Consider the following 26,549-nt stretch of genomic DNA (forward strand, 5'->3'; position numbering starts at 1 on the left):
GATTCACGTGCTCCCGCGAATCACGAGCCGATGCGGCAGCAGCACGCCCGGCACGTTGGCAAGCGGATTGGCGAGCCGCTGCAGCAGCAGGCGCGCGGCGGTCTCGCCCAGTTCGCGCATGGGCTGCGCGATCGTGGTGAGCGGCGGATCGACTTGCGCGGCGATCGAAATATCGTCGAAGCCGACCACGGCGACATCGTCCGGCACGCGCTTGCCCACGGTGCGCAAGCCGTGAAGCACGCCGATCGCGAGCGTGTCCGACACGGCGAAGATCGCGCTCGGCGCCTCGGGCGGCAACATCAGCGCGGCCGCCGCCGAGGCGCCCGCCTCGTAGTCGAGGCTGTTCAGATTCATGCGCCAGCCGTCGAGCGGCGTGATGCCCGCCCCGGTCAGCGCGTCGAGATAGCCTTGCTGACGTTGCCGCGCGTACAGATAGTCGACATCGGAATTGATCAGGCCGATGCGCCGGTGGCCGCGCGCGAGCAGATGCCGCACGGCGTCGCCCGCGGCCCGATAGTTGTCGATGCCCACATACGGCACGCCCACCGCCGGATCGAACTCGCAGCACGCGACCCACGGCAGCGCGCCTGAGGCGTCGCCGAGCGCCTGCTGGATCGTCGCCGGATCGAGACAGATCGCGCCGTCCGCGCGGCGGCGGCGCAGCAGATCGAAATAGCTGCGCTCGCGGCCGGGGTCCGCGCCGGTGTCGCAGAGCAGCATGAAGTAGCCGTGCTGGCGCGCGACGCTGTCGATGCCGCGCACGATCTCCGCGTAAAACGGATTGCCGAAATCGGGCACCATGGTCAACAGGAGACGGCTTTCCGCCGTGCGCAGATTGCGCGCGAGTTCGTTGACGCGATAGCCGCTTGTGTCGATGGCCGCCAGCACCTTGTCGCGCGTCGCGGGCCGCACGTTTTCGTGGGCGTTCAGCACGCGCGACACCGTCGCGACCGACACGCCCGCCTGCCGCGCCACGCCCGCGATGGAGAGCCCGCCGGCCTCGCGCGACGGACGCGCAAGCGCCGCGGCCCTGGACTGCGGACGAGTCGCGGGCCCCGCCGTGGGCTTCGCTTTCAATGTCGAACGTGACACGGGAAAAGGCCCGCAAAATGTAATCGATTACATTTTTTGGCGATGGCGCGCCGAATCGCAAGGCCGGATTGCTAGGGATTAACACGGGGGCGAACGCGGTCGAAACGCGGATCAAAAACGCACGCGGCACTGCCCGCGCCGGACCGGATTGCGGGCGCCATTTGGTACAATCCCGCAGTTACCCTGCCGTGGCTTGTGTTCGGAATCTCCGCAATCTGCGCACAGACAGCCCAACGCCGCCGCCAGGCAGTGGAAAATTCGCAAAACTCGCCAAACCAGAACCGCCAAACCCACCATGAACATCGAGCAAGCGCGTTTCAACATGATCGAACAGCAGATCCGCCCCTGGGAAGTGCTCGACCAGGACGTTCTGAATCTGCTGTCGATCGTCAAGCGTGAAAACTTCGTCCCGGCCGCCTTTCGCGACATGGCCTTCGTCGACTTCGAGGTGCCGCTGCGTGCCGGCCAGCACATGCTGGCGCCGCGCGTCGAGGCGCGCGTGCTGCAGGAACTGGCGGTGAAGAAGCACGAAAGCGTGCTGGAAATCGGCGCCGGCTCCGGTTACATGGCGGCGCTGCTCGCGCACCGCGCCCAACACGTGCTGACAGTGGACATCGAGCCGGAACTCGCCGAACTCGCGAAGACCAACCTGATCGCGAACGGCGTGCTGAACGCGGAAGTCGTCACCGGCGACGCAGCGCGCGGCTGGGCGGCCGCCGCGCCGTACGACGTGATCTGCGTGTCGGGCGGCCTGCCGGTGCTGCCGCAGGACATGCTCGAACACCTGAAGATCGGCGGCCGTCTGGCGGCTTTTGTCGGCACCGCGCCGGTCATGAAGGCGCAGATCATCACGCGTATCGACGAAAAGCAGTACCGCATCGCCGACGTCTTCGAAACCTATGTCGAACCGCTCGTCAACGCCGTGCAGCCGCCGCGCTTCAAGTTCTGATTCGCCTGTTTTTCACGGACGGGCGGCGCCGCCGCCGTCCTCTGAACCGGATGTCCCGCTGATGCAAAATCTGACCGCTCCCGCGCTCGCCGAATGGCTCGCCGACACTTCGCGCCCCGCTCCCGTGCTGCTCGACGTGCGCGAGCCGTGGGAAATCCAGACGGCGTCCATGGCCGGCGTCGTGTCCATTCCCATGCGCGAGATTCCCGCGCGCAGCGAAGAACTCGACGACGACGCGCAGATCGTCTGCATCTGCCATCACGGCGCGCGCAGCGCCCAGGTCGCGATGTTCCTGGAGTCGCGCGGCCACGCCAACGTCTTTAATCTGCAAGGCGGGATCGACGCGTGGTCGCGTCAGGTCGACCCGTCGGTTCCCACCTACTGATCCCACGCGCGATGAAGCGTCGGCGCGCGCCGGTTTGGGCGTCTGCTCTGGCGTCTGCTGCGGCGCTCGCATGCGGGCTTGGCCTCGCATGTCACGCGCCGCCCGCGCAAGCCGTGAGCCTCTCCCAGCTCTACGACGAAGCGCTCTCGAACGACGCGCAACTGCAAAGCGCGCGCGCCGCGCTCGCCGCTCAAAGCGAAGAATTGCCGCTCGCGCGCGCCAAACTGCTGCCGCAGCTCTCGGCGTCGCTCAACGGCAGCCGTCAGAACACGGATTTCGGCGGCGGATTTCCGGCCTCGTATGGCAACAGCTACGGCTATGTGATTTCGCTCACGCAGCCGCTGATTCACGTGGACAACTGGTATGGCTACGCGCAAGGAAAACTGGCGGTGGCGTCCGCGCAGGCGTCGTTTGCGAATGCGCGCCAGGATCTGATCGTCCGGTTGGGCCAGGCCTACTTCGACGCGCTCGCCGCACAAAACAGCCTCGCGATAGCGCGGTCGCAGAAAGCGTCGATCGCGCAGCAGCTCGAATCCGCGAAGCGTTCATTCGAGGTGGGCAACACTACGATCACCGACACCAACGAAGCGCAAGCGAAGTACGACCAGGCGATCTCGCAGGAGATCGCCGCGCAAAACGATCTGGCCGTGAAGCTCGCGGCGTTGCAGCAGATCGTCGGACATCCGGTCGAGCAGGTGGACGGTCTTGCCGCCGGCGCGCCGCTGCCGCCGCCTGTGCCCGCGGACATTAACCAATGGGTCGATGCCGCGGGCGATTCGAACTATCAGGTCGTGCTCAAACAGATCGCGCTGGATCACGCGCAGCGCGAAACGTCGAAGGCAAAAGCGGGCCATCTGCCGACCGTCGATCTGGTCGCGAGCCGCTCGCATAGCAGCCTCGGCGCGGCGGGCGCCGGCAACTTCGGCGGCAATTTCGGCAGCGGCTTCGGTAGCGGCGCGAACACGCCCTCGGCCAGCACGCCCGCGCTGGCGACGGAACTCGGCAACCTCGGTTCCTCCTACACGAACAGCACGATTGGCGTGCAGGTCACGATTCCGCTGTTCGCGGGCGGCGCGACGCAAAGCCGCGTGCGCCAGACGCTCGCGCTCGAAGATCAGGCCGCCGCCGATCTCGACACCGCTCGCCGCAACGCGGCGCTGTCCGCGCGTCAGGCGTTTCTCGGCGTGGTCAGCGGGCTCGCGCAGGTGCGCGCGCTGCAGACCGCCGAGCAATCCGCGCGGACGTCGCTCGAATCGAATTTGCTGGGTTATCAGGTGGGCGTGCGCATCAACATCGACGTGCTCAACGCGCAAGACCAGCTTTTCTCCGCGCGCCGCGATCTGGCGAAGGCGCGTTACGACACGCTGATCAACAGTCTCAAGCTGAAGGCCGCCACCGCCAGTCTCACCGACGAAGACGTGCTGCAGCTGAGCGCCCTGCTTTCCCCCATCGACGACGGCGCATTGACCGCGCTTCCGCAAGCGCCCACCGTGCCGCATCCGGGCGTCGCGGCGAAAGGCGCGGCGGGCAAGCTGGGGCGGCGGGGTATGACGGGAACGGGGCGGTAGCGCGACGTCCGCCTCGATGCCCCGGCAAGGCCCGCTCCCGCGGGCTCTTGCCATTTGACTAAGCCTGCACGAAGGCCAGCAGATCCGCGTTCAGAACGTCCGGATTCACCGTCAACATGCCGTGCGAAAAGCCGGGATACGTCTTCAGCGTCCCGTTGCTCAGCAGCTTGATCGACTTCAGCGCGGCATCGGCGATCGGCACGATCTGATCGTCTTCGCCATGCAAGACCAGCGTCGGCACGGTGATCGCCCGCAAATCCCCGGTCTGGTCGGTTTCCGAAAACGCCTTGATGCCTTCGTAATGCGCCTTCGCGCTGCCCTCCATGCCCTGACGCCACCAGTTCCGGATCACGCCTTGATGCGCCGTCGCGCCCGGCCGATTGAAGCCGTAGAAAGGACCGCTTGCCACGTCGAGGAAAAACTGCGCGCGACTGTCGGCCAGCGCCTTGCGAAAGCCGTCGAACACATCGAGCGGCAGACCTTCCGGATTCGCTTCGGTCTTCAGCATGAGCGGCGGCACGGCGCTCACCAGCACCGCTTTCGCGACGCGGCCAGCGGGCTGCCCGTGCTTCGCCACATAACGCGCGACCTCGCCGCCGCCCGTCGAATGGCCGATATGCACGGCATGGCGCAGATCGAGCGCTTCGGCCACCGCGAACGCGTCGGCGGCGTAGTGGTCCATGTCGTGCCCGTCGGAGACCTGCGCCGAACGGCCGTGGCCGCGCCGGTCATGCGCGATCACGCGATAGCCCTTCTGAACGAAGAAGAGCATCTGCGCATCCCAGTCGTCGGAAGACAACGGCCAGCCATGATGGAAGACGATGGGCCGCGCGTCCTTCGGCCCCCAGTCCTTGTAGAAAATCTCGACATTGTCCTGCGTGGTGACGTACGGCATGGTCATTTCCCTCGTTCAGGTTTTCGAGCTTCGGTGCTCGAACAGAAGCCGGCCGGCAACGTCCGGCGCCAGTGCTGCCAGGACCACCGATGGTGGCAACTCACTGTGAAACGTGCATTGCAGAAGACGACGGAAGGTGAACACGGAAGACGCACGGCGCTGTCGGATAGCGCCGTTTGAGAACCGTCGCTGCACCGTTGCAATGATCTTCGCGACGCGGTGACAGCGGTGTGTCGCGGCGCGACGCTTTGGCGTGAGCCGCATCGGGTGCGCATCGCGATTTATTGCGCTGCTTCGCGCATGCCGTTGGGAAGTTTCGCACGATTTCCCGAATACCACGCAGGCACCATGCGAGGTTCATTCAGGGAGCCGTGTGATGAGAATAACGAAGTTCGCGATGCTGAGCGCCATGTTGTTGCCGCTCTCGTCCTATGCCGCGTTGGGCGGCGCGCCGGTCGCGGCTGCGTTCGCACCATCCGTGCTGCGCGCCGTCACGCCGCAGCCGTCCCCGGCGCCGGGCACCAGCCAGCTGGCCCGCACGGCATCCTATGCCACGCATCAGTCTGTCGACGCAAACGGCGTCACGATCCGCGAATACGTGTTGCCCAATAACGTCGTGTTCGCCGTCACATGGGAGGGCCCGATTCGTCCCGACATGCGCGCGCTGCCCGGCAGCTACTTTGCGAATTATGTGGCAGCCGGGCAAACCGGCATGCGCGGTTCGGGGCCGCTGATCGAAGGCAACGACGATTTCCGCATCGAGTCGGCGGGCCGCCTCGGGCACTTCTCCGGCATGGCATGGGTGCCGCGTCTGGTGCCCGCGGGCGTGCGCCCCGGCGATCTCGAATAAACAGGCGCCCGCTCTCAGAGAACATCCTATGAACACATTAAAGAAGACGCTCGCCCTCGCGGCGGCCATCGCCGCTCTTGCACTATCCGCTTGCGGCGGCGGTGGCGGTGGCAGTGGCAACGCGAACAACCAGGGCAGCAATACCACCGGCTGGAACGCCACGCCGGACTGGACGCCGCGCGGCTCGGGCAGCGCCACCGGCAACTCGTCATTGCCCGCCACCGGCGACAACACGGTCGCGGTCCACGTCGACAGTATGGTGGCCGGCATCAACATGCTCAGGGTGTCCATCCAGGTGTGCGTGCCGGGCACACAGAGCATGCCCCAATGCGTGACGCTCGACAACATGCTGGTCGATACCGGCTCAACAGGCGTGCGCATCGCGGCGCGCGCCATTCCCACGCTGGCCCCGCTGCTGCTGACGCAAGTCGGCGCCGTGGACGACACGAGCGGCGCCGCGCCCATCGTCGAATGCATGCCGTTCGCCTCGGGCTACACGTGGGGCTCGGTCAAGCGCGCCGACATCACGATCGGCAGCAAGACGGCGAGCAACCTTCCCATTCAGGTGTATTCAGACGGCGCGTTCGGCACGCCTAACGACTGTTCCAATTACGGCGCTAACCTGGGCGACGTCTTCGCGGGTATCAACGGCATTATCGGTATCGACAATTTTGCCACCGACTCCGGCGACGCCGTCACCACCGCAATCCCCGGCAACTACTATTATTGCGTGTCGCAAAACGCCTGCACCAGCACACGCATGCTGGCCAGCAAGGAGGTCAAGAATCCGGTTGTCGCCTTCGCCACCGACAACAACGGCACCATCATCCGCCTGCCCGCCGTGCCGGCCGGCGGCCAGGCCAGCGTGACGGGTCAACTGGTGTTCGGCATCGGCACGCAGCAGAACAACGTACTGCCGGCGAATCCGACCATTCTCGCCGTCGACAAATACGGTCTTTTCACGACACAGTATCAAGGCCAGGTCTTAACGAGTAGTGCGATCGACAGCGGCACCAATTCGTATGCATTCCCGGACGACACCATTCCGACCGGCCCGAACGATTGGTACACGCCCACCAGCACCTTGAATCTGAGCGCCACCATGGAGGCCACGGACGGTAGCGGCAAGCCGGTCGACATGCCCTTCTCCATCGTCAATGCCATGAGCCTGGCAACGTCCGGCAACTATGCGCTCAACAACGCGGGCTCGTATTTTTCCTCTCGCAAGCACAGCATGTTCCTCTGGGGGCTGCCGTTCTTTTATGGCCGGGACATCTACACGGCAACAAGCAGCGTGAAAGCCGGCAATCAGACTGGACCGTTCGTCGCGTTCTGATAACTGGCCACTCGAAGACCGGAGGCGCGGCGAGATCGCAGCGCCTCCTTGTGTCATTTCCTACTCAACATTCAGCGTTATCGGACCATTCCGATATGGCCGCGCTGGCAACATGCTCCATCTTCTTTCTGGAGCAATCTGATGGTTCACGTAAAGACTGCGCTGGCCGCGGCGGTCATGCTGCCGATCGCGTCTTATGCAGCGCTGGGCGGCTCGCCGGGCGCGGGTGCGACGTCACCGTCGCTGCTCCGGTCGGCTGCGGCTATTGCCACGCCCACTGTTGCAGCACCGTACACGGTGCGCGAATCGCGTGACGCTGACGGCGTCAGGGTTCGCGAATATGTGTTGCCCAGCAACGTCGTCTTCGCGGTCGCGTGGCAAGGTCCGGTGCGCCCAGACATGAACGTGCTGCTGGGCAACTATTTTCAGCGCGCCGCGTCCTCTGGCACGGCACATCCTCGCGGCACGGGTCCGTTGATCGACCGCAGTAGCGACTTCCAGATCGAATCCGTTGGCCGGGCAGGAAATTTCTTCGGCAAAGCGCTGCTGCCGCGCCTCTTGCCCGCGCACGTTCGCGCTGAAGACATCCAGTAACCTCGCGCGTTGACTTCCCAGGCAACATCACAATGAATACTTTCAGCAAGACACTTTGCTTCGCGTTGCTAACGACCAGCGTGGGTCTGTCGGCTTGCGGCGGTGGCGGCAACGGCGACGACGCAAACCCGGCCGCGACGAAGACCGGTGACAAGGCGGCGCCTTCGATTCCGGTTTCGAGTCCCGCCACGGGACAAGGGCCGAGTCCGAGTCCGAGTCCGAGTCCGAGTCCGAGGCCGGCACCGGCTCCCACTCCCACACCAGCGCAAACACCGAGTCCGCACCTGACCCCGACTCCAACACCGAGTCCCCACCCGACTCCGACTCCGATTCCAACTCCCACTCCCACTCCCACTCCCACTCCCACTCCCACTCCCACTCCCACTCCCACCCCAACTCCCACTCCCACCCCAACTCCCACTCCCACTCCCACTCCCACTCCCACTCCCACTCCCACTCCCACTCCCACTCCCACTCCCACTCCCACTCCCACTCCCACTCCAACCCCAACCCCAACCCCAACCCCAACTCCAACTCCAACCACCACCAACACCGTCCCCATCACGATCGAGCGCTGGACCGGCGGCTACGCCAACACGCCCTATGTCAGCGTCACGTTCTGCATCCCAGGCGTGCAAGGTGCCAACCAATGCGCGACGATCGATCACATGCTGCTCGATACGGGCTCGGCAGGCGTGCGGGTGCTGTCCAGTGCGCTGGGTTCGGCGCTGGCAGGCCGGTTGCCCGCCCAGACCGGCGCCACCGACGACCCCACCCGCAGCGCGCCGATCGCCCAATGCGCGATCTTCGCGTCAGGTTATACGTGGGGCTCGGTCAAGCGTGCGGACGTGACCATCGGCGGGAAGGTGGCGGGCAGTCTGCCGGTACAGATCATCGGCGACGGCGCGAACGCCACGCCGTCGGACTGCGCGTCGCGTGGCGTCGCGGACCTCGGCAGCGTCGAGCAGCTCGGCGCGAACGGCGTGGTCGGCATCGGCTCGGCGGTACGCGACTTTCCGCTGGCCGCGCAATATGTGTTGCCGGCGACGTACTACTACTGCCCGTCCACGGGTTCGTGCACGAGCACGCGCGTGCCGCTCGACACCCAGATCATGAATCCGGTTGCCGACTTCACCACCGACAACAACGGCACGATCATCCGCCTGCCCGCGTTGCAGCCGGGCGGTCAGGCAAGCGCGACGGGGGAACTGGTGTTCGGGATCGGAACGCAGCGGAACAACGGCTTGCCGTCGGGCGCGAATATCATTGCGCTCGATAGCAGCGGCTTCTTCACGACCACGTACAAGGGCGGCGCGTTTGGCAACAGCGCCATCGACAGCGGATCAAACACGAGCATTTTCCGCGACACGTCCATTCCGTTCGACGCCTGGGGCCGCTACACACCGGCGACCACGCTGAGCCTGTCCGCGCTGCTCAAGCAGACAAGCGGCGCGGGCACGCCCGTCACCGTGCCGTTCGAGGTGACCAACGCAGCGAACCTCCTCGCCGGCACCGAAGCCGCGTTCGACAACCTCGCGTCGTACACCTCCGTCTCCAGCTACTTTATCTGGGGCTTGCCGTTCTTCTTTGGCCGCAGTCTGTACACCGCGCTCAACGGATCGCGAGCCGGATCGCAGACCGGACCGTTCGTCGCGTTCTAGGCCAGCCGCAAACCCGGCACGAGCGACATGAATCCGGCGCGGCAACGCGCCGGCCTCTTTCGCGCAATCCGAAGCGGCCCGATCCGTCTTCCTTCACCTCGCCGCTACCGCTTCCCGATATCGTCGAGCCGCGCCGACTCGATGGCATGCACAGTGCGGCGGCGCAGGTGCACCGTTCGCGTCCGTCGGCGGATCGTCACGCTTCGGCGCGGCGCGGCACGCACCTGAACGAAGCGCATCCCCAATCCTTGCACCAGATTCGCACACCACGCCTGAGACGCCAGCGCGCGTCCAGCCGCGCCACAGCGCGCAATGACAGCCCGAGCCGCATCGTCGATCACATGGCATGTGCCTTGCAATATCCCGGCGGCAAGTCATCCGGGATAACTCCTGTGGCTGAGATCGACGCCCATAAACATTCATCATCAACGGCAAGGGGATACACATGAAACGACGCAGTCTGTTGAAGTTCGGCTCCATGTCGGGCGCGCTCGCGCTGGCCGGTCGCGCGCCGTTCGTGCGCGCACAGTCCGCGAGCGGTCCGATCAAGGTCGGCATCCTGCATTCTTTGTCGGGGACGATGGCGATCTCCGAAACGTCGCTCAAAGACACCGCGCTGATGACGATTGCGGACATCAACAGGAACGGCGGCGTGATGGGGCGTCAGCTCCAGCCGGTGGTGGTCGACCCGGCGTCGAACTGGCCACTCTTCGCGGAAAAAGCGCGTCAACTGATCACGCAGGAAAAGTGCGCGGTGGTGTTCGGTTGCTGGACTTCGGTGTCGCGCAAGTCGGTGCTGCCGGTGTTCGAGGAACTCAACGGCCTGCTCTTCTACCCGGTGCAGTACGAAGGCGAAGAGATGTCGCGCAATGTGTTCTACACGGGCGCCGCGCCGAACCAGCAGGCGATTCCCGCAACCGAATATCTGATGAGCGCGGAAGGCGGCGGCGCGAAGCGCTTCTTCCTGCTCGGCACCGACTACGTGTATCCGCGCACGACCAACAAGATCCTGCGCGCGTTCCTGAAGTCGAAGGGCGTGCAGGAGGCCGACATCCAGGAGGTCTACACGCCGTTCGGCCACAGCGATTACCAGACCATCGTCGCGAATATCAAGACCTTCTCGCAAAGCGGCAAGACGGCTGTGATCTCGACGGTGAACGGCGACTCGAATGTGCCCTTCTATAAGGAACTCGGCAACCAGGGGCTGAAGGCGTCGGATGTGCCGGTGGTCGCGTTCTCAGTGGGCGAGGAAGAACTGCGCGGCATCGACACGAAACCGCTGGTCGGCAACCTCGCCGCGTGGAACTACTTCATGTCGGTGCGCAGCCCGGCCAACGAGAAGTTCAAGAAGCAATGGGCCGCGTGGGTCAAGGAGAACAACCTGCCGGGCGGCGCGAAGCGCGTGACCAACGATCCGATGGAGGCGACCTTCGTCGGCATTCACATGTGGAAGCAGGCCGCCGAGAAAGCGAAAAGCACCGAGGTCGACAAGGTTCGCGTGGCGATGATCGGCCAGCAGTTCGCGGCGCCGTCGGGCTTCACGCTGGAGATGGACGGCAACCACCATCTGCACAAGCCGGTGATGATCGGCGAAGTTCGCGCGGACGGTCAGTTCAATGTCGTGTGGCGCACGAAAACGGTGGTTCGCGCGCAGCCGTGGAGCCCGTTTATCGCCGGCAATTCGGGCAAACCGGATGTAGTGAGTTCGATCCCCGCGTTTCTGAAGCGCTCGCGGGTGGCTTGATAGCGAACGCACAGCGCGTTGCGTTGCGTTGCGTTGCGTTCTCGCGGCGCGACGTAGCCGTCGTGGCGCGGACGCGTCGAGGCAAATTCGCGATGTGATAGCGGGCGGGCGCCCGATGTCACATCGCGTCGCGTGCCGCCACGTCCCGCCACCTGCCGCCACGTCCCGCCACGTCACACCATGCCGCACCACCGCCGATCATTCTTCAAAGGCCATCCATGGCGTTATCATTCTTCACTTCCGCACGGCGGTTCATACGGCGGTTCACACGGCGGTCCGCGCGGCGCGGCGCCGCTTCCGCGCTGCTCGCGCTCGGCGTCTTCGCATCGCATGGTGCGTTCGCCTTGAGCCCCGCCGATGTCGCCCCGCTCGCCGCCGACGATTTCGACGCCAAGTCCGCGGCCATCGACAAGCTCATTGCCAACCACGACGCCGCATCGCTCGCGGTGTTGAAGGCGTTGTCCGAAGACAGCGTGCTCGCCACCGACTCCGGCGCCGTCCTGCTTCAGGACGGCGACACCACGCGCGACGCCGCCACCGGCAAGACCGTCGATGCCGCGCAAGCCGCCAGCGCGCAGCCCGTCACGTTGAACAATCTGCTTCGCTCGAAAGTGGCGGGCGCGCTGTCCGGGCTGCAACTCGACTCGCCCGACAAGGCGACGCGCGAGGCAGCGATTAACGCGCTGCTGACCAATCCCGATCCGTCGATCAAACCGCTCGTCGACGCCGCCCGCGCGAAGGAAACCGATCCCGTGCTGAAAAAGCGTCTCGACACGCTCTGGGCGATGAGCGCGCTGCACGACGCCGACGCCACAAAGCGCCTCGAAGCCGTGCAGCTCGTCGCCGCGCGGCACGACCTCGACATGAACGAACTGCTGCGTCCGCTCGTCGCGAAGAAAGCCGACGGCACGTTCGCCGAAACCGACGCTCGCGTGCGCGCCGCCGCGCAAGGCGGCATCGACGAACTCGACACGATCCAGCGCCGCAGCGAGATCGCCGGCACGCTGTTCGCCGGCCTGTCGCTCGGCAGCGTGCTGCTGCTCGCCGCACTGGGCCTCGCGATCACGTATGGGCTGATCGGCGTGATCAACATGGCGCATGGCGAATTCCTGATGATCGGCGCATACGCCACGTATGTCGTGCAGAACCTCTTTCAGCGCGTGGCGCCTCGCGCGTTCGACTGGTATCCGCTCTTCGCGGCGCCGGCTTCGTTCGTGGCAGCGGCGCTCGTCGGCATGGTGATCGAGCGGCTCGTGCTCAGGCATCTGTATGGCCGTCCGCTCGAAACGCTGCTGACCACGTTCGGCTTGAGCCTCATCCTGATTCAGGCGACGCGCATGCTGTTCGGCGCGCAGAACGTGCAGGTGGTGAACCCTTCGTGGATGAGCGGCGGCGTCACCGTGCTGCCCAATCTGATCCTGCCGTACAACCGGCTCGCGATTCTGGCGTTCTCGCTGATCGTCGTCGGGATGGCGTGGGCCGTGCTGACCAGGACGCGCCTCGGCCTCTTCGTGCGCGCCGTCACGCAGAACCGGCGCATGGCCGCGTGCGTCGGCGTGAAGACCGCGCGCGTCGATTCCTATGCGTTTGCGTTCGGCGCGGGCATCGCAGGTCTCGGCGGCTGCGCGCTCTCGCAGATCGGCAATGTCGGGCCGGACCTCGGACAGAGCTACATCATCGATTCCTTCATGGCGGTCGTGCTCGGCGGCGTCGGTCAATTGGCGGGCACGGTGATCGGCGGCTTCGGCCTCGGGCTCGTGAGCAAGGCAATCGAACCGTTCTGGGGCGCGGTACTCGCGAAAATCGCGGTGCTCGTGCTGATCGTGCTGTTCATTCAGAAGCGTCCGCAAGGCATGTTCGCCCTGAAGGGCCGCAGCGCGGAGGCATGAGATGACATCCGCGACTTCGTCCTCGACCGCGTCCGCGCATGGAAGCGCGATGGGCCACACGAGCGCCGCCGCGTCGCGCGGCGCGCAGACAGGATTCGCGTTGGGCTTGCCGCCGCGTCCCGCGCTGTTGTCGCGGCGCGCGTGGCTCGCGCTGATCGCATTGATCGTGCTGTTCGGGCTCGGCGTGCCGTTCGCCACACTGGTGGCGCCGGAAACGAGCCCGCTGCATCTCTCCGCCTATGCGACGACGATCGCAGGCAAGTTCATGTGTTACGCCATTGCCGCGCTCGCGCTCGATCTCGTGTGGGGTTACTGCGGCATTCTGAGTCTCGGCCACGCGCTCTTTTTCGCGCTCGGCGGTTACGCGATCGGCATGTACCTGATGCGCTCGATCGGTCATGACGGCAAGTACGGCAGCGATCTGCCCGACTTCATGGTGTTTCTCGACTGGCACCACTTGCCGTGGTACTGGCAAGGCACGCAGCATCTCGGCTATGCGTTGCTGCTCGTCGTGCTGGCGCCCGCGGTGGTGGCGTGGGTGTTCGGCTTCTTCACGTTCCGCTCGCGCGTGAAGGGCGTGTATCTGTCGATCATCACGCAAGCCATGACGTTCGCCGCGATGCTGCTGTTCTATCGCAACGAGACGGGCTTCGGCGGCAATAACGGCTTCACCGACTTCAAGCGTATCGGCGGCTTTCCGATCACGCATCCGGGCACCCGCACCGCGCTTTTGCTGATCACGTTCGCGGTGCTGATTCTCGCGTTCATCGGCGCGCGCGCGATTGTCACGTCGAAGCTCGGCCGCGTCGTCACCGCCGTGCGCGACGGCGAGACGCGACTGATGTTCCTCGGCTACAGCCCGCTCGCGTACAAACTCGTCGTGTGGACCGTGTCCGCGGTGTTGTGCGGCCTGGCCGGCGCGCTGTATGTGCCGCAGGTCGGCATCATCAATCCGGGGGAAATGTCGCCGGGCAACTCGATCGAAATGGCGATCTGGGTCGCCGTGGGCGGACGCGGCACGTTGATCGGACCGATTGTCGGCGCGTTCGCGGTGAACGGCGCGAAGAGCTTTTTCACGGCAAATTTCCCGGAATACTGGCTGTTCTTTCTCGGCCTGATTTTCGTGCTGGTGCCGCTCTTTCTGCCGAACGGCATCATGGGACTCGTGGCGCTCGCGACGCGCAAAAGGCATCGCTCATGAACGAAAACCCGATGGTTCCCGATCTCGCGTTGCCCGACTATCCGCCGGAACATCGGTCCGAGCATCTGTCCAACTTCGCGTCCGCGCATGCGTTGAGCGGCGTCGCGAGCATGGGACACGCGGTGGTGCCGGGCGAGATCGACGTGTCGCACGGCACGATTCTTTACCTCGAAGACGTGACCGTGAGCTTCGACGGCTTTCGCGCGTTGAATGCGCTGACGCTTGCCATCGACGCGGGCGAGCTGCGCTGCATCATCGGCCCGAACGGCGCGGGCAAAACGACGATGATGGATGTGATCACCGGCAAGACCGTGCCCGATTCCGGCAAGGTTTTTCTCGGCCAGTCCATCGACCTCACGCGCATGAACGAGCCGTCCATCGCGCGCGCCGGTATTGGACGCAAGTTCCAGAAACCGACGGTGTTCGAACAGCATCCCGTGTGGGAAAACCTCGAACTGGCGATGAAAGCCGACAAGGGATGGCTCGCGTCGCTGCGCGCGCGGCTCGATCGCGAGGCGCAAGCGCGCATCGAGCAGACGCTCATGTTGATTGGCCTGGAAAGCGACGCGCGGCGTCTTGCCGGCGAACTCTCGCATGGCCAGAAGCAGCGTCTGGAGATCGGCATGTTGCTGATGCAACAGCCCGCGCTGCTGCTGCTCGACGAACCCGCGGCCGGCATGACCGACGACGAAACCATGCAACTGGCCGACCTCCTCAACCGTCTGCGCGGCGCGTGCTCGATGATGGTCGTCGAGCATGACATGGAGTTCGTCGCGGCTTTATCCGGCGAGACCGGCAAGGTCACGGTGATGGCCGAAGGACGCGTGCTCGCGCACGGCACGCTCGACGAAGTCAAACGCGACGAGACCGTGATCGAGTCATATCTCGGCCGATGAACGGACAGGCGAACCAGGCGAACCCTAGGCCCGACAGACATGCTTGAAGTAGACAACCTGAACCAGTATTACGGCGGCAGCCACATTCTTCGCGATGTGAAGCTCACCGTGCCCGACGGCAAACTAACCGTGCTGCTCGGCCGCAACGGCGTGGGCAAGACCACGCTGCTGCGCTGCCTGATGGGCGTCGTACCGACGAAGAGCGGTTCCATCGCGTGGCGCGGCACGCCGCTCACGAAACTGCCCACTTACTCGCGCGTCCAGAAGGGACTCGCGTATGTGCCGCAAGGACGCGATATTTTTCCACGCCTGAGCGTCGAGGAAAATCTGCTGGTGGGCGCCGCGAGCAGGAAAGCGCCCAGGCAGATTCCCGAGCGCATCTATGCATTGTTTCCGGTGCTGAAGGATATGCGCCACCGACGCGGCGGCGATCTTTCGGGCGGGCAGCAACAACAGCTCGCGATTGCGCGCGCGCTAATGAGCGAGCCGCAACTGCTGATTCTCGATGAACCCACTGAAGGCATTCAGCCATCGATCATTCAGGACATTGGCCGCACGCTGCGTCGACTGGTCGAGGACATGGGCGTGAGCGTGTTGCTCGTCGAGCAGTACTACGATTTCGCGAAGGACATGGCCGACAGATATTGGGTGATGAGCCGCGGCGAGATTGTCGCGGGCGGCGAAGGCGGCCAGATGGATGCCGACGGCGTGCGCGCGCTGATCGCCGTGTGAGCCCCAGGCGTCAGGAGAGGTCAGGCCGCGTGCTATGCTCGGCGCGTCTTCGGGCGCGTTCCGCGCGGCTTGTATTCACACATCGATCGCACGATCAATCGCATGTCGCTTCACGAAAATCACGTCACGCTGGCGGGCGCTCAATCTGAAGCGCAGGGCGGCGCGCATTCCCAGTGGCGCGCGCGGCTCGAACTCGGATTTGTCGCGCAGGCGCAGCGTACCGTGCTCAGGCATCGGCTGCATGAGGGGCCGTTGCGCGTGCAGCGGCCGCTTTATCCCGAAGGCGAGCGCATATGTCATGCGGTAATCGTGCATCCGCCGGGCGGCATCGCGGGCGGCGACGAGCTGTGCATAGACGTCGATGTCGGCGCCGCCGCGCATGCGGTGATCACGACGCCTGGCGCGACCAAGTGGTACAAATCCAATGGGCGCGCCGCGCGGCAGACCATCGCGGTGCATGTCGGCGAGAACGCGAAACTCGATTGGCTGCCGCAGAACAATATCGTTTTCGATCATGCGAATGCAGCGCTGGATTTTTCGTTGACGCTAGGTGAAGGCGCTACCGCGATTGGCTGGGACGCGACGCAGCTTGGACGTCAGGCGGCCGGCGAGCGGTGGTCGCAGGGAAGCTTGCGCGCCGTGTCGCGGATCGTGCGCGCTGACGGCGAGTTGCTCTGGCTGGAGCGTACGAGTCTCGCGGCCGGCGATCCGCTGCGCGATGCCGCGCAAGGGCTCGGCGGGTTTCCGGCGTATGGGACGCTGTGGGCCGTCGGCGCGGCTTGCGACGATGCGCTGGCGCAAGCGCTCACGGCGCAGCTTCCCTTCGACGATGCCGTGCGCGCGGGCGCTTCCTGCGTGACCGAAGGCGTGCTGCTCGTGCGCGTTGTGTCGAGGTCGATGGAAACGTTGCAGCAGGCTTTGACTCGATGCTGGATGGCGTTGAGGCCTGTCGTGCACGGGGCCGAGGCGGTGCCGTTGAGGATTTGGGCGACATGAGTTTTTGTTCGGCGGCGTTGCTGACTGAGTCGGCCAATGTTTCTGTTTGTGCCGACGTGGCGCGGCCTGGCGCTCATCGTGGCACGGTCAAAGTAATATGAAAAAGAGCCGCATGACCAGGCTGTTGAGAGATGTCATCTGGATCGTGATGTCCGTCTGTAAGCGCGCCGTTAGCCGGACTTGATAGCGTCGCCATGTTGTCCGGCCGCGCACGCGTCGCCCGCGCGACGAGCAACGCCGATCCTTGCCGCTGCCTGATCGGTTCGAATCAGGCGCAACCCAACGCACTCATCCGATGAAGCTAACACCTCGCGAGAAGGACAAGCTGCTGATCTTCACCGCCGCGCTGCTCGCCGAACGGCGCCGCGCGCGCGGCCTCAAACTGAACTATCCGGAAGCGGTCGCCTTCATCACGGCAGCACTGATGGAAGCGGCGCGCGACGGCAAGACCGTCGCCGAGGTCATGCATTACGGCACCACGCTCCTCACGCGCGACGACGTGATGGAAGGCGTGCCCGACATGATCCCCGACATTCAGGTGGAAGCCACCTTCCCCGACGGCACCAAGCTCGTCACGGTTCATCATCCGATTCCCTGATCCGCTGATTCCATAAGGCACGTCCATGATTCCCGGCGAACTTCTGACCGACGACGGCGAGCACGAACTCAACGCGGGCCGCGCGACCGTCACGGTGCTCGTGTCGAATACCGGCGACAGGCCGGTGCAGATCGGCTCGCACTACCATTTCTACGAAGTGAACGACGCGCTCGCGTTCGACCGCGAAGCCGCGCGCGGCTTCCGGCTGAACATCGCAGCGGGCACCGCCGTGCGTTTCGAGCCGGGCCAGGAGCGCACCGTCGAGCTGGTCGAACTGGCGGGCGAGCGCGTCGTCTACGGCTTCAACGGCCGCGTGATGGGCAAGCTGTGATGCGCGTCGCGCGCCGCTGCGCTTGAACTCCAACCGCGTGCCGCTCATTTCGGGACTCTCATCATGACCTTACGCATTGGCCGCCGCGCATACGCGGAAATGTTCGGCCCCACCACCGGCGATCGCGTGCGGCTCGCCGACACCGAGTTGCTGATCGAAGTCGAACGCGACTTCACCACTTACGGCGAAGAAGTGAAATTCGGCGGCGGCAAAGTGATTCGCGACGGCATGGGCCAGTCGCAACGCGGGCACGCCGACGTGGTCGATACCGTCGTGACGAACGCGCTGATTCTCGATCACTGGGGCATCGTGAAGGCCGACATCGGCATCAAAAACGGCCGCATCGCGGCAATCGGCAAGGCGGGCAATCCGGACATCCAGCCGAACGTGACGATTGCGATTGGCGCCTCGACCGAAGTGATCGCGGGCGAAGGGCTGATCGTGACGGCGGGCGGCATCGACACGCACATCCACTTCATCAGCCCGCAGCAAATCGAAGAGGCGCTCGCGAGCGGCGTGACGACGATGCTCGGCGGCGGCACCGGTCCAGCCACCGGCACGAATGCGACCACCTGCACGCCCGGCCCGTGGCATCTCGAACGCATGCTGCAAGCCGCCGATGGCTACCCGATGAATCTCGGCTTTCTCGGCAAGGGCAATGTGAGCCAGCCGCAACCGGCGCTCGAACAGATCGCGGCGGGCGCGATCGGCCTGAAGCTGCACGAGGACTGGGGCACGACGCCGGCCGCGATCGACAACTGCCTCTCGGTCGCCGACGACACCGACACGCAAGTCGCCATTCACACGGACACGCTGAACGAAGCGGGTTTCGTGGAAGCCACCGTGGCCGCGTTCAAGGGCCGCACGATCCACACGTATCACACGGAAGGCGCGGGCGGCGGCCACGCGCCGGACATCATCAAGGTGTGCGGCGAGGCGAACGTGCTGCCCTCCTCCACCAATCCGACGCGCCCGTACACCGTCAACACGCTCGACGAGCATCTCGACATGCTGATGGTGTGCCACCATCTGGACCCGTCGATCGCGGAAGACATTGCGTTCGCCGAATCGCGGATTCGCCGCGAAACCATCGCCGCCGAAGACATCCTGCACGATCTCGGCGCGCTGTCGATGCTGTCGTCGGATTCGCAGGCAATGGGCCGCGTGGGCGAAGTCATCATCCGCACATGGCAGACCGCGCACAAGATGAAGGTGCAACGCGGCGCGCTCGCCGAAGACAACGCGCGGCACGACAACTTCCGCGCGAAGCGCTACGTCGCCAAGTACACGATCAATCCGGCGATCACGCACGGCATCGCGCATGAAGTCGGTTCGATCGAGCCGGGCAAGTGGGCCGATCTCGTGTTCTGGGAACCGGCGTTTTTCGGCATCAAGCCGTCGCTGATCCTGAAGGGCGGCATGATCGCGATGGCGCAGATGGGCGACCCGAACGCGTCGATTCCGACGCCGCAGCCGGTGCATTATCGCGAGATGTTCGCGACGCGCGGCGGCGCGCGCGGCCGCACGTCGCTGACTTTCGTCTCGCAACTCGCCGCCGATGCGGACGTCGCCGGGCGCTACGGCCTGCAAAAGCGTATCGTGGCCGTGAAGAACTGCCGCAACATCACGAAGGCCGACATGATTCACAACGCGTGGCGTCCGTCGATCAGCGTCGATCCGGAAACCTATCAGGTGATCGCCGACGGTCAACTGCTGACCTGCGAACCCGCCACGGTTTTGCCGATGGCGCAACGCTATTTTCTGTTCTGACCATGCGCACACTCGACAAACTGATTGCCCCGCATCTGAAACTCGCACCCGTGCTCGTGAAGCGCGCGCCCACCTTGACCCTCGCTTTCGACGATCGTCGCAGGAGCCGGCTCGCGGCCACGCTCGATAACGGCGAGGAAGTGGCCGTGCTGCTGCCGCGCGGCACGGTGCTGCGCGACGGCGATGTGCTCGTCGCCGACGACGGCGGCCTCGTGCGCGTGATCGCCGCGCCGCAAGCGCTGCTCTACGTGCGCGCCGCCGCTGCGTTGACGCTGACGCGCGCGGCCTATCACCTCGGCAACCGTCATACGCCGGTGGAAGTGGGCGCGAATTATCTGAAGCTCGAATACGATCCGGTGCTGGCCGACATGCTCAAGCGCATCGGCGCGACAGTCGATCAGGTGTCGATGCCGTTCCAGCCCGAGTCCGGCGCGTATGGCGGCGGGCACAAGCATGGGCATGACGAGACCTTCGCGGAAGACTACGCGTTAGCGCAGCAGGTGTTCGGCGAGCATCATGGCCATGAGCATGATCATGAACACGACCATGAGCACGATCATGCTAACGATGAATCCTGCGGTCACGCGCATCACCACCGTCATGCGCATCGCTGAGCTCACCGCCCTGCTGCATCTCGCGTCGCCGGCGCTGCCGATCGGCGCGTTCAGTTATTCGCAAGGTCTCGAAGCGGCAATCGAAGCGCAACTGATCACCGACGCCGACTCCGCACGCGCGTGGATCGAAAGCGGCTTGACCGACGTACTCGCGCACGGCGAACTGCCGTTCCTCGCGCATCAGATGGAGCGCTGGCGCGCGCACGACGCCGCCAGTCTCGGAGAAGCCAACAGCGAATTTCTCGCGAGCCGCGAGTCCGCCGAACTGCGGCGCGAAACGCAGCAAATGGGCTGGTCGTTGCGCCAGTTGTGCGTGTCGCTCGAATGGAGCGATGCGGCAAGGCGCGCCACGCTCGCCTCGATGACGCCGCTCGCGCAGCCCACGGCCTTCGCCTTCGCCGCCTATGCGCACGACGCCGCTACCGACGCCGCGCTCGCCGCTTACGCTTTCAGCTGGGTGGAAAACCAGGCGGCCGCTGCGTTGAAGGCCGTGCCGCTCGGACAACTGGCGGGGCAACGCATCATCGTCGGATTGCGTGAGCCGATCAATGCGGCGGTCGCGCGCGCGCTCGCCACCTCGCCTGAGAACCTCAATACCTTCGCGCCGCAACTCGGCATTCTGTCGGCGCGTCACGAGTCGCAGTATTCGCGGCTCTTTCGCTCATAAAACGATCCATCATGAACGCACTTCATCAAGCCGCTCCCGCGTCGATCCGCACGAAAAAACTGCCGCCGCTGCGCGTGGGCGTCGGCGGCCCGGTCGGCTCGGGCAAGACCACGCTGCTCGAAATGCTCTGCAAGGCGATGCGCGATCGCTACGACCTCGTCGCGATCACCAACGACATCTACACAAAAGAAGACCAGCGTTTGCTGACCGTGGCGGGCGCCTTGCCGGCCGAGCGGATCATGGGCGTGGAGACGGGCGGCTGTCCGCATACCGCGATTCGCGAGGACGCGTCGATCAACCTCGAAGCCGTGGACCGCATGTTGACGCGCTTTCCCGATGCGGACATCGTCTTCATCGAATCGGGCGGCGATAACCTCGCGGCGACCTTTAGCCCGGAACTGTCGGACCTGACCATCTACGTGATCGACGTGGCGGGCGGCGAGAAAATTCCGCGCAAGGGCGGCCCCGGCATCACAAAGTCGGACCTGCTCGTGATCAACAAGACGGACCTCGCGCCGCTCGTGGGCGCGAACCTCGACGTGATGGCGTCGGACGCGAAAAAGATGCGCGGCGAGCGGCCTTTTGTGATGTGCAATCTGAAGGCGCTGGACGGCCTGGACGAGGTGGTGCGGTTTATCGAGAGGAAAGGCTTGTTGCGAGTGTGAGGCAGAAGGCGCGTTGCGCGCCTGGGCCTCACTCCGGCAACACCGCCATGAGCACATCCACCGTGCGCGCGGTCGCGCCGCGATGGCGCGCGGCAAACGCCGACGCCGCGCCGCCCATGGCGAGCCGGCGCGCCTTGTCGTTGAAAAGTTCGCGCAGCGCGCGCGCCAGATCGGCCGGGTCCTGCACCTGCACCGCGGCGCCCGCGGCGAGCGCGTCGGCCGTGGCCTGCGTAAAGTTGAACACGTGCGGCCCGATCAGCACCGGCACGCCCACGCCGCACGCCTCGATCAGATTCTGCCCGCCGAGCGGCAACAGACTGCCGCCGATAAACGCGAGATCCGACGCCGCATAGTAAGCGCCCAGTTCGCCCATCGAATCGCCGAGCAGCACGTTCACGTCAGCCGGCAAAGCCGGCACGCCGCCGCTCGCCGCCAGCGCCGCCGACGCCACTTTCGCGTCCGGCGCCCACGCCGAGCGGCGCGCGAGCCGCAGCCCCGCTTTCTCGACGAGCGCCGCCACTTCATTGAAGCGCTGCGGATGACGCGGCACGAGAATCAACAGCGCATGCTCGAGGCCGAGCGCCGCGAACGCCTGCAACACGAGATCCTCTTCGCCCTCGCGCGTGCTCGCCGCGACCCACACGGGCCGCGCGCCGATCGCCGCGCGCCACGCATGACCGCGCGCCGCAAGTTCCGGCGGCGTGCACATGTCGAACTTCAGATTGCCCAGCACCGCGACGTTGCGCGCGCCGAGCGCGGTGAGCCGCTCGGCATCGGACGGACTCTGCGCCAGCACGCGCGCAAAGCCACCGAACACGTCTTTCGTTGCGCCGCCGAACTTTGCCGCGCGCTTATACGAACGCGCCGACATCCGCGCATTCGTCAGCACGAGTTGCACATCCGCGCGCCGGCATTCGTCGATCAGCGTCGGCCACACTTCGGTTTCCATCACGAGGCCAAGCGACGGCCGCCAGGCGCGCAGGAAGCGCCGCACCGCGCGCGGCATGTCGTAGGGCAGATAGCTGCGCAACACGCGGTCGCCGAAAATCTGCTCGCCGGTCGCGCGGCCGCTCGGCGTCATGTGCGTAAGGAGAATGCGCGCGTCGGGACGCGCATGCATGAGCGCGTCGATTAGCGGTTGCGCGGCGCGCGTCTCGCCGACCGACACCGCATGCACCCAGATGAGCGGCACGTCGTCCTCGGGCAAACGTCCGCGCGTATAGCCGAAGCGCTCGCCAATATGCTGACGATAGCCGCGTTCCTTGCGCGAACGGATCAGAAGACGCAGCACGGCGAGCGGCGCGACGATCCACCAGAGCGCGTTGTAGATCGCCCTTAGCATCGGCGCTCCTCGTGCTGGAGCGCGCGGCGACGGCACGCGGCCCGCGATTCGGAAGAAGCCGCGGCGCTCAAACCAGCGCCCTGCCCTTCAGGCGTTCGAGAATGCCGAGCGGCGCGCATTCGGGTTGCGCCATCGCCTTGACCGGCAGGAAAAAAGTCTGCTCCAGCATGAACTGGCCCGACATCACCGCATGCGAAGTCTGATCGGAGAAGCACACCCACACGCTGCCCGGCGGAAACGGCATGGTCTGCTGCGGGCTCGTTTTCTGATAATCCAGATCGGCCTTCATGCCGTCGTGCAGATGGAGCATCAGATGGTCGTACTCGCTGCGCGGCGACTTGGTGACGTGCAGCAGATTCAGCAGCCACGCCGAGCCCGGCATTTGCGGCTTGATATGCGGCAGGAAGCGTTGCGCCATGTCCTCGAACGGCTCGCCGACGCGCCACACGCGCGGCGCGCCATGCGGATTGACGTTGGTGAACACGCGCAGAATGCGCTCGCCGTAATTGGGCCGCGACGGAAAGGCGTCCACGTGCAAGCGGCTATCGTCTTTACGCCATGACGTCTGGCGCGTTTCCACCTGATGCAGCCGCAGACTCGTGGGCGCGACGCGCAGCTTGCCGTTGTACTCGGGAAAAAGACCATCGACCAGCGTGCGCGCATTCGCCTGATAACGCCCGATCAGCGCGCGCACCGCGGACTGCGTGACGGCGTCGCCGGCCACGCCATGCAATGCGCCGCCATTCGGCTCCAGGCTGATGTTCTTGCGGTTCGGATCGGCCAGCGCGGGGTCGAGGAGCGCGCGCTCGCCGCCCTCGATCGCGAAGCGCAGGTTCGAAAAATACAGCACTTTGCCGCGTTCGACGCCGGCGAGCAGCGTCTCGCGCGGCACGGACAGATTGCGTCCGTACCAGTCGGCGTTCGCCACTTCGATGATCTGGGTTTCGTTCATGATCGCCCTTGAAAACGGATGGAGCGTAAGGCGAAGCGCGCCGGACGATTTACAGCAGGCCGAAGCCGGCCAGCGCCGACTTCACCTGTTGCAGCGTGGGCGGTTGCCCGGCCGTGCCGAGATTGACGACATCCGGCGACCAGTAGCCGCCGGTGCGCCACGCGGTGGCGAAATTGTACAACTCGACGGTGGGCCGCTTCAGCGCGGCCGCGATGTGAACGAGACCTGTGTCAACACCGACCGTGGCAGCCGCGCCTTCGATCAGACCGACCACCGCCGGCAACGAAAGCTTCGGCGGCACGATGGCGGCCGCGCCGAATTCCTTCGCGAGACGCTCGCTGGTGGCGCGCTCGGACTCGCTGCCCCACGGCAGCACGATCGACGCGCCGCGCCGCACGAGCGCCTGCCCCAACTCGATCCACGCGGCGTCGGGCCATTGCTTGTCGGCGCGCGAAGTCGCGTGCACGAACACCACATAAGGCACCGGCAGATTCAGATTCGCCGCCGACAAAGCCAGCGCCGCGCGCCGCGTGTCGATGCCGAAGTCGATGTCGTCGGTGGGTTGCGGGCGCGGCTCGTTCAGCGCCGCGGCCACCAGTTGCCGCGTGCGTTCGACCACATGCGTGCGCGGCTCGATCGGCACGCGCCTGTTGTAGAAGAAGCGCACCGGCCATTCGAAGCCCGCGCCGTCGGTGCGATTCGCGAGACCGACAAGCGGTCCGCGCGCCATGCTCGCGACCCACGCGGTCTTGATGAGCCCCTGGCAGTCGATCACGAGATCGTAGTGCTCGGCCGCGAGCGCGCGCCGGAATGCGCCGATCTCGCGCCAGTTGTCCGCCGAGAGAATGCGTTTGCGCCAACGCCGCAGCGACACGGGAATCGCGCGCCGCACGCCGCTCACGAGTTCGACGAGCCCCACGAAGCTTTCCTCGACGAGCCAGTCGATCTGAGCGTCGGGATGGCGACGCCGGATGTCGGCGATCACCGGCATGTTGTGAACGACGTCGCCCAACGACGACACCCTCACTATCAGTATCTTTTGCACGCTCAAGAGTGGGAAAACCGGCTATCCGGCCCGAAGATGCGTTGAAGATGAGAAAACCGGAGTCGATCCACGCCGAAGCTCACGTTTTCTCACGAGGACGGCAATTCTAGCGCGACCAGGCTGATTGGCATGAAAAACCGGCATGAAAAAACGCGGCGCGGTAAGTGATACCCGCGCCGCGTTTCGCACGACGGCTGCGGTTCGTTGCGAACCGCGCCGCCGCGTATGCCTTCGTTCGTCACTTCGTTGATGCCTTCCTTCGAGCTTTAGAACGGCAGCTTCGCGTCGGCCTTCTCCGCCAGAATCACGCGGCGGAAGTCTTCCTGGATGCGCTTGAGCGCCGCCTCGTTATCGGCTTCGAAACGCATGACCACGACCGGCGTGGTGTTCGACGAACGCGCAAGACCGAAGCCGTCCGGATACTCGACACGCAGACCGTCGATTTTCACGACGTCGTCCGCGCCGGTGAACTTCGCGTTCTGCTGCAAGCGTGCGATCAGTTCGAAGTTCTCGCCTTCTTCGAGCTTCAGTTGCAGCTCCGGCGTGGAGTTCGAGTTCGGCAGCGAGTTCAGCAGCTTGCTCGGATCTTGCACACGCGTGAGGATTTCGAGCAGACGCGCGCCGGTGTACAGGCCGTCGTCGAAACCGTACCAGCGGTCCTTGAAGAACACGTGGCCGCTCATTTCACCCGCGAGCGGCGCGCCGGTTTCGCGCAGCTTCGCCTTCACGAGCGAGTGGCCGGTTTTCCACATGAGCGGCTCGCCGCCCTTGTCCTTCACCCACTTCGCGAGGTTGCGCGTGCACTTCACGTCGTAAATGATTTGCGCGCCCTTGTTGCGCGACAGCACTTCTTCGGCGAACAGCATCAGCTGGCGGTCCGGATAAATGATCTGGCCGTCTTTCGTGACGACGCCGAGACGATCGCCGTCGCCGTCGAACGCGAAGCCGATTTCCGCGTCCGTTTCCTTCAGCGCGCGAATCACGTCTTGCAGATTTTCCGGGTGAGCCGGGTCCGGGTGATGGTTCGGGAAGTTGCCGTCGATCTCCGTGAACAGCTCGACCAGTTCGCAACCGAGCTTCTTGAAGAGCTTCGGCGCGAGGCCGCCGGCGACGCCGTTGCCGGTGTCCACGACGATCTTGATCGGGCGCGCGAGCTTGACGTCGCTCGCAATGCGTTCGAGATACGCGTCGGCGATGTCGTATTCGGCGTACGTGCCGCTGCCTTGCGCGAAGTTGTCGTCCACGATGCGCTGATGCAGCGCCTGAATCTGCTCGCCATAAATGGCCGCGCCGCGCAGCACCATCTTGAAGCCGTTGTAGTCCGGCGGATTATGACTACCCGTCACGACGATGCACGAATCAACGCGACGTTCGCCGCCCGCGAGCTTCAGCGGTACGCTTGCCGCGAAGTAACCGACCGGCGTGGGCACCATGCCGACATTGACCACGTCGACGCCGGCCGCGCGCAGGCCGTCCGACAATGCCTGGATCAGTTCGGGACCGGACAGGCGCCCGTCGCGCGCGACCACCACGGCGTCGCCGCCTTGTGCACGCACTTCGCTGCCGAAGGCGCGGCCGATCGAACGCGCCGCATCGGCGTCGAGCGTCTTGCCGATCACACCGCGAATGTCATACGCCTTGAAAATGGATTTGGAGATCATGTTGGCTCACTTGCGTGCAATGGAAAATTTTGACCGGCGCAGCCATGACGAATCGGTAAAACGTAGCGATTGACCACGATGCTGCGCCCTTGCCGGAAGCGATCCGGTTCCAACTT

At 65.1% G+C, this 26,549-nt stretch carries 25 protein-coding genes; 19 read left to right on the plus strand and 6 right to left on the minus strand.

What is annotated here, in order from left to right:
* Positions 1-3 precede the first annotated feature (3 nt).
* Entirely contained in the window at positions 4-1,092 is a 1,089-nt protein-coding gene (locus tag VOM14_RS17100; protein ID WP_327629896.1) for a LacI family DNA-binding transcriptional regulator, read from the minus strand.
* Between the two features lie 295 nt (positions 1,093-1,387).
* Between VOM14_RS17100 and VOM14_RS17105 the strand changes: the two genes are divergently transcribed.
* The 3 genes from VOM14_RS17105 (at position 1,388) to VOM14_RS17115 (ending at position 3,994) form a co-directional block, all read left to right on the plus strand.
* Positions 1,388-2,041, plus strand: coding sequence for a protein-L-isoaspartate O-methyltransferase family protein (locus VOM14_RS17105; RefSeq protein WP_327629897.1), 654 nt, complete (start codon positions 1,388-1,390; stop codon positions 2,039-2,041).
* 61 nt (positions 2,042-2,102) lie between these two features.
* Entirely contained in the window at positions 2,103-2,426 is a 324-nt protein-coding gene (locus VOM14_RS17110) for a rhodanese-like domain-containing protein (RefSeq protein ID WP_327629898.1), read from the plus strand.
* An 11-nt stretch (positions 2,427-2,437) separates the two neighbouring features.
* Positions 2,438-3,994 (plus strand): TolC family outer membrane protein, encoded by a 1,557-nt coding sequence (locus tag VOM14_RS17115; protein ID WP_442955550.1) that lies wholly within the window; start codon positions 2,438-2,440, stop codon positions 3,992-3,994.
* A gap of 58 nt (positions 3,995-4,052) precedes the next feature.
* Here the strand turns inward: VOM14_RS17115 and VOM14_RS17120 are convergent, their stop codons facing one another.
* Positions 4,053-4,889: an alpha/beta fold hydrolase gene (locus tag VOM14_RS17120; protein ID WP_327629900.1), complete on the minus strand. Its 837-nt coding sequence runs from the start codon at positions 4,887-4,889 to the stop codon at positions 4,053-4,055.
* Between the two features lie 376 nt (positions 4,890-5,265).
* On the opposite strand from VOM14_RS17120, the gene VOM14_RS17125 reads away from it, so the two are divergent.
* The 16 genes from VOM14_RS17125 to ureG all read left to right on the plus strand — a co-directional run bounded on the left by VOM14_RS17125 (position 5,266) and on the right by ureG (position 21,433).
* The gene (locus VOM14_RS17125) at positions 5,266-5,739 is read left to right on the plus strand and encodes a DUF2844 domain-containing protein (protein WP_327629901.1); all 474 of its coding nucleotides are present in this window, start codon (positions 5,266-5,268) and stop codon (positions 5,737-5,739) included.
* A 28-nt stretch (positions 5,740-5,767) separates the two neighbouring features.
* On the plus strand, positions 5,768-7,075 hold the full coding sequence (locus VOM14_RS17130) for a DUF3443 domain-containing protein (RefSeq protein ID WP_327629902.1): 1,308 nt from the start codon (positions 5,768-5,770) through the stop codon (positions 7,073-7,075).
* 141 nt (positions 7,076-7,216) lie between these two features.
* Positions 7,217-7,669, plus strand: coding sequence for a DUF2844 domain-containing protein (locus tag VOM14_RS17135; RefSeq protein WP_327629903.1), 453 nt, complete (start codon positions 7,217-7,219; stop codon positions 7,667-7,669).
* Between the two features lie 32 nt (positions 7,670-7,701).
* Complete coding sequence (locus tag VOM14_RS17140; protein WP_327629904.1) at positions 7,702-9,330, plus strand: DUF3443 domain-containing protein; 1,629 nt, start codon at positions 7,702-7,704, stop codon at positions 9,328-9,330.
* Between the two features lie 445 nt (positions 9,331-9,775).
* Positions 9,776-11,074 (plus strand): urea ABC transporter substrate-binding protein, encoded by a 1,299-nt coding sequence (gene urtA / locus VOM14_RS17145; protein WP_327629905.1) that lies wholly within the window; start codon positions 9,776-9,778, stop codon positions 11,072-11,074.
* 218 nt (positions 11,075-11,292) lie between these two features.
* Positions 11,293-12,963, plus strand: coding sequence for an urea ABC transporter permease subunit UrtB (gene urtB / locus VOM14_RS17150; protein ID WP_327629906.1), 1,671 nt, complete (start codon positions 11,293-11,295; stop codon positions 12,961-12,963).
* Between the two features lies 1 nt (position 12,964).
* Positions 12,965-14,164 carry an urea ABC transporter permease subunit UrtC gene (urtC, locus tag VOM14_RS17155; RefSeq protein WP_327629907.1) on the plus strand — a complete coding sequence of 400 codons (1,200 nt, stop codon included), beginning with the start codon at positions 12,965-12,967 and terminating at the stop codon, positions 14,162-14,164.
* Entirely contained in the window at positions 14,161-15,060 is a 900-nt protein-coding gene (gene urtD / locus VOM14_RS17160; protein ID WP_327629908.1) for an urea ABC transporter ATP-binding protein UrtD, read from the plus strand. The genes urtC and urtD overlap by 4 nt, the downstream gene beginning before the upstream one ends.
* A 39-nt stretch (positions 15,061-15,099) precedes the next feature.
* Positions 15,100-15,792 (plus strand): urea ABC transporter ATP-binding subunit UrtE, encoded by a 693-nt coding sequence (urtE, locus tag VOM14_RS17165; protein WP_327629909.1) that lies wholly within the window; start codon positions 15,100-15,102, stop codon positions 15,790-15,792.
* A gap of 102 nt (positions 15,793-15,894) precedes the next feature.
* Complete coding sequence (locus tag VOM14_RS17170; protein ID WP_327629910.1) at positions 15,895-16,788, plus strand: urease accessory protein UreD; 894 nt, start codon at positions 15,895-15,897, stop codon at positions 16,786-16,788.
* A gap of 295 nt (positions 16,789-17,083) precedes the next feature.
* Positions 17,084-17,386, plus strand: coding sequence for an urease subunit gamma (gene ureA / locus VOM14_RS17175; protein WP_102132564.1), 303 nt, complete (start codon positions 17,084-17,086; stop codon positions 17,384-17,386).
* A 25-nt stretch (positions 17,387-17,411) separates the two neighbouring features.
* Positions 17,412-17,717, plus strand: coding sequence for an urease subunit beta (locus VOM14_RS17180; RefSeq protein ID WP_327629911.1), 306 nt, complete (start codon positions 17,412-17,414; stop codon positions 17,715-17,717).
* Positions 17,718-17,780: 63 nt separating this feature from the next.
* On the plus strand, positions 17,781-19,487 hold the full coding sequence (gene ureC / locus VOM14_RS17185; protein WP_327629912.1) for an urease subunit alpha: 1,707 nt from the start codon (positions 17,781-17,783) through the stop codon (positions 19,485-19,487).
* A gap of 2 nt (positions 19,488-19,489) precedes the next feature.
* The gene (gene ureE / locus VOM14_RS17190) at positions 19,490-20,101 is read left to right on the plus strand and encodes an urease accessory protein UreE (protein WP_327629913.1); all 612 of its coding nucleotides are present in this window, start codon (positions 19,490-19,492) and stop codon (positions 20,099-20,101) included.
* Positions 20,088-20,768 (plus strand): urease accessory protein UreF, encoded by a 681-nt coding sequence (locus VOM14_RS17195; RefSeq protein WP_327629949.1) that lies wholly within the window; start codon positions 20,088-20,090, stop codon positions 20,766-20,768. Before ureE ends, VOM14_RS17195 begins: the two co-directional genes overlap by 14 nt.
* Positions 20,769-20,779: 11 nt before the next feature.
* Positions 20,780-21,433, plus strand: a complete 654-nt coding sequence (gene ureG, locus VOM14_RS17200) for an urease accessory protein UreG (RefSeq protein ID WP_327629914.1) — start codon at positions 20,780-20,782, stop codon at positions 21,431-21,433.
* 28 nt (positions 21,434-21,461) lie between these two features.
* Here ureG and waaA read toward each other — a convergent pair whose 3' ends face one another.
* From waaA to VOM14_RS17220, 4 genes are all read right to left on the minus strand, one after another.
* The gene (gene waaA / locus VOM14_RS17205) at positions 21,462-22,775 is read right to left on the minus strand and encodes a lipid IV(A) 3-deoxy-D-manno-octulosonic acid transferase (protein WP_327629915.1); all 1,314 of its coding nucleotides are present in this window, start codon (positions 22,773-22,775) and stop codon (positions 21,462-21,464) included.
* 67 nt (positions 22,776-22,842) lie between these two features.
* A complete protein-coding gene (locus VOM14_RS17210; RefSeq protein WP_327629916.1) occupies positions 22,843-23,727 on the minus strand; it encodes a Kdo hydroxylase family protein in 885 nt (294 codons plus the stop codon).
* Positions 23,728-23,776: 49 nt separating this feature from the next.
* Positions 23,777-24,778, minus strand: coding sequence for a lipopolysaccharide heptosyltransferase I (gene waaC / locus VOM14_RS17215; RefSeq protein ID WP_327629917.1), 1,002 nt, complete (start codon positions 24,776-24,778; stop codon positions 23,777-23,779).
* 260 nt (positions 24,779-25,038) lie between these two features.
* Positions 25,039-26,433: a phosphomannomutase/phosphoglucomutase gene (locus VOM14_RS17220; RefSeq protein WP_327629918.1), complete on the minus strand. Its 1,395-nt coding sequence runs from the start codon at positions 26,431-26,433 to the stop codon at positions 25,039-25,041.
* Between the last annotated feature and the right edge of the window lie 116 nt (positions 26,434-26,549).

The organism is Paraburkholderia sp. MPAMCS5 (assembly GCF_036016995.1).
In the GTDB taxonomy this organism is placed as follows: domain Bacteria; phylum Pseudomonadota; class Gammaproteobacteria; order Burkholderiales; family Burkholderiaceae; genus Paraburkholderia.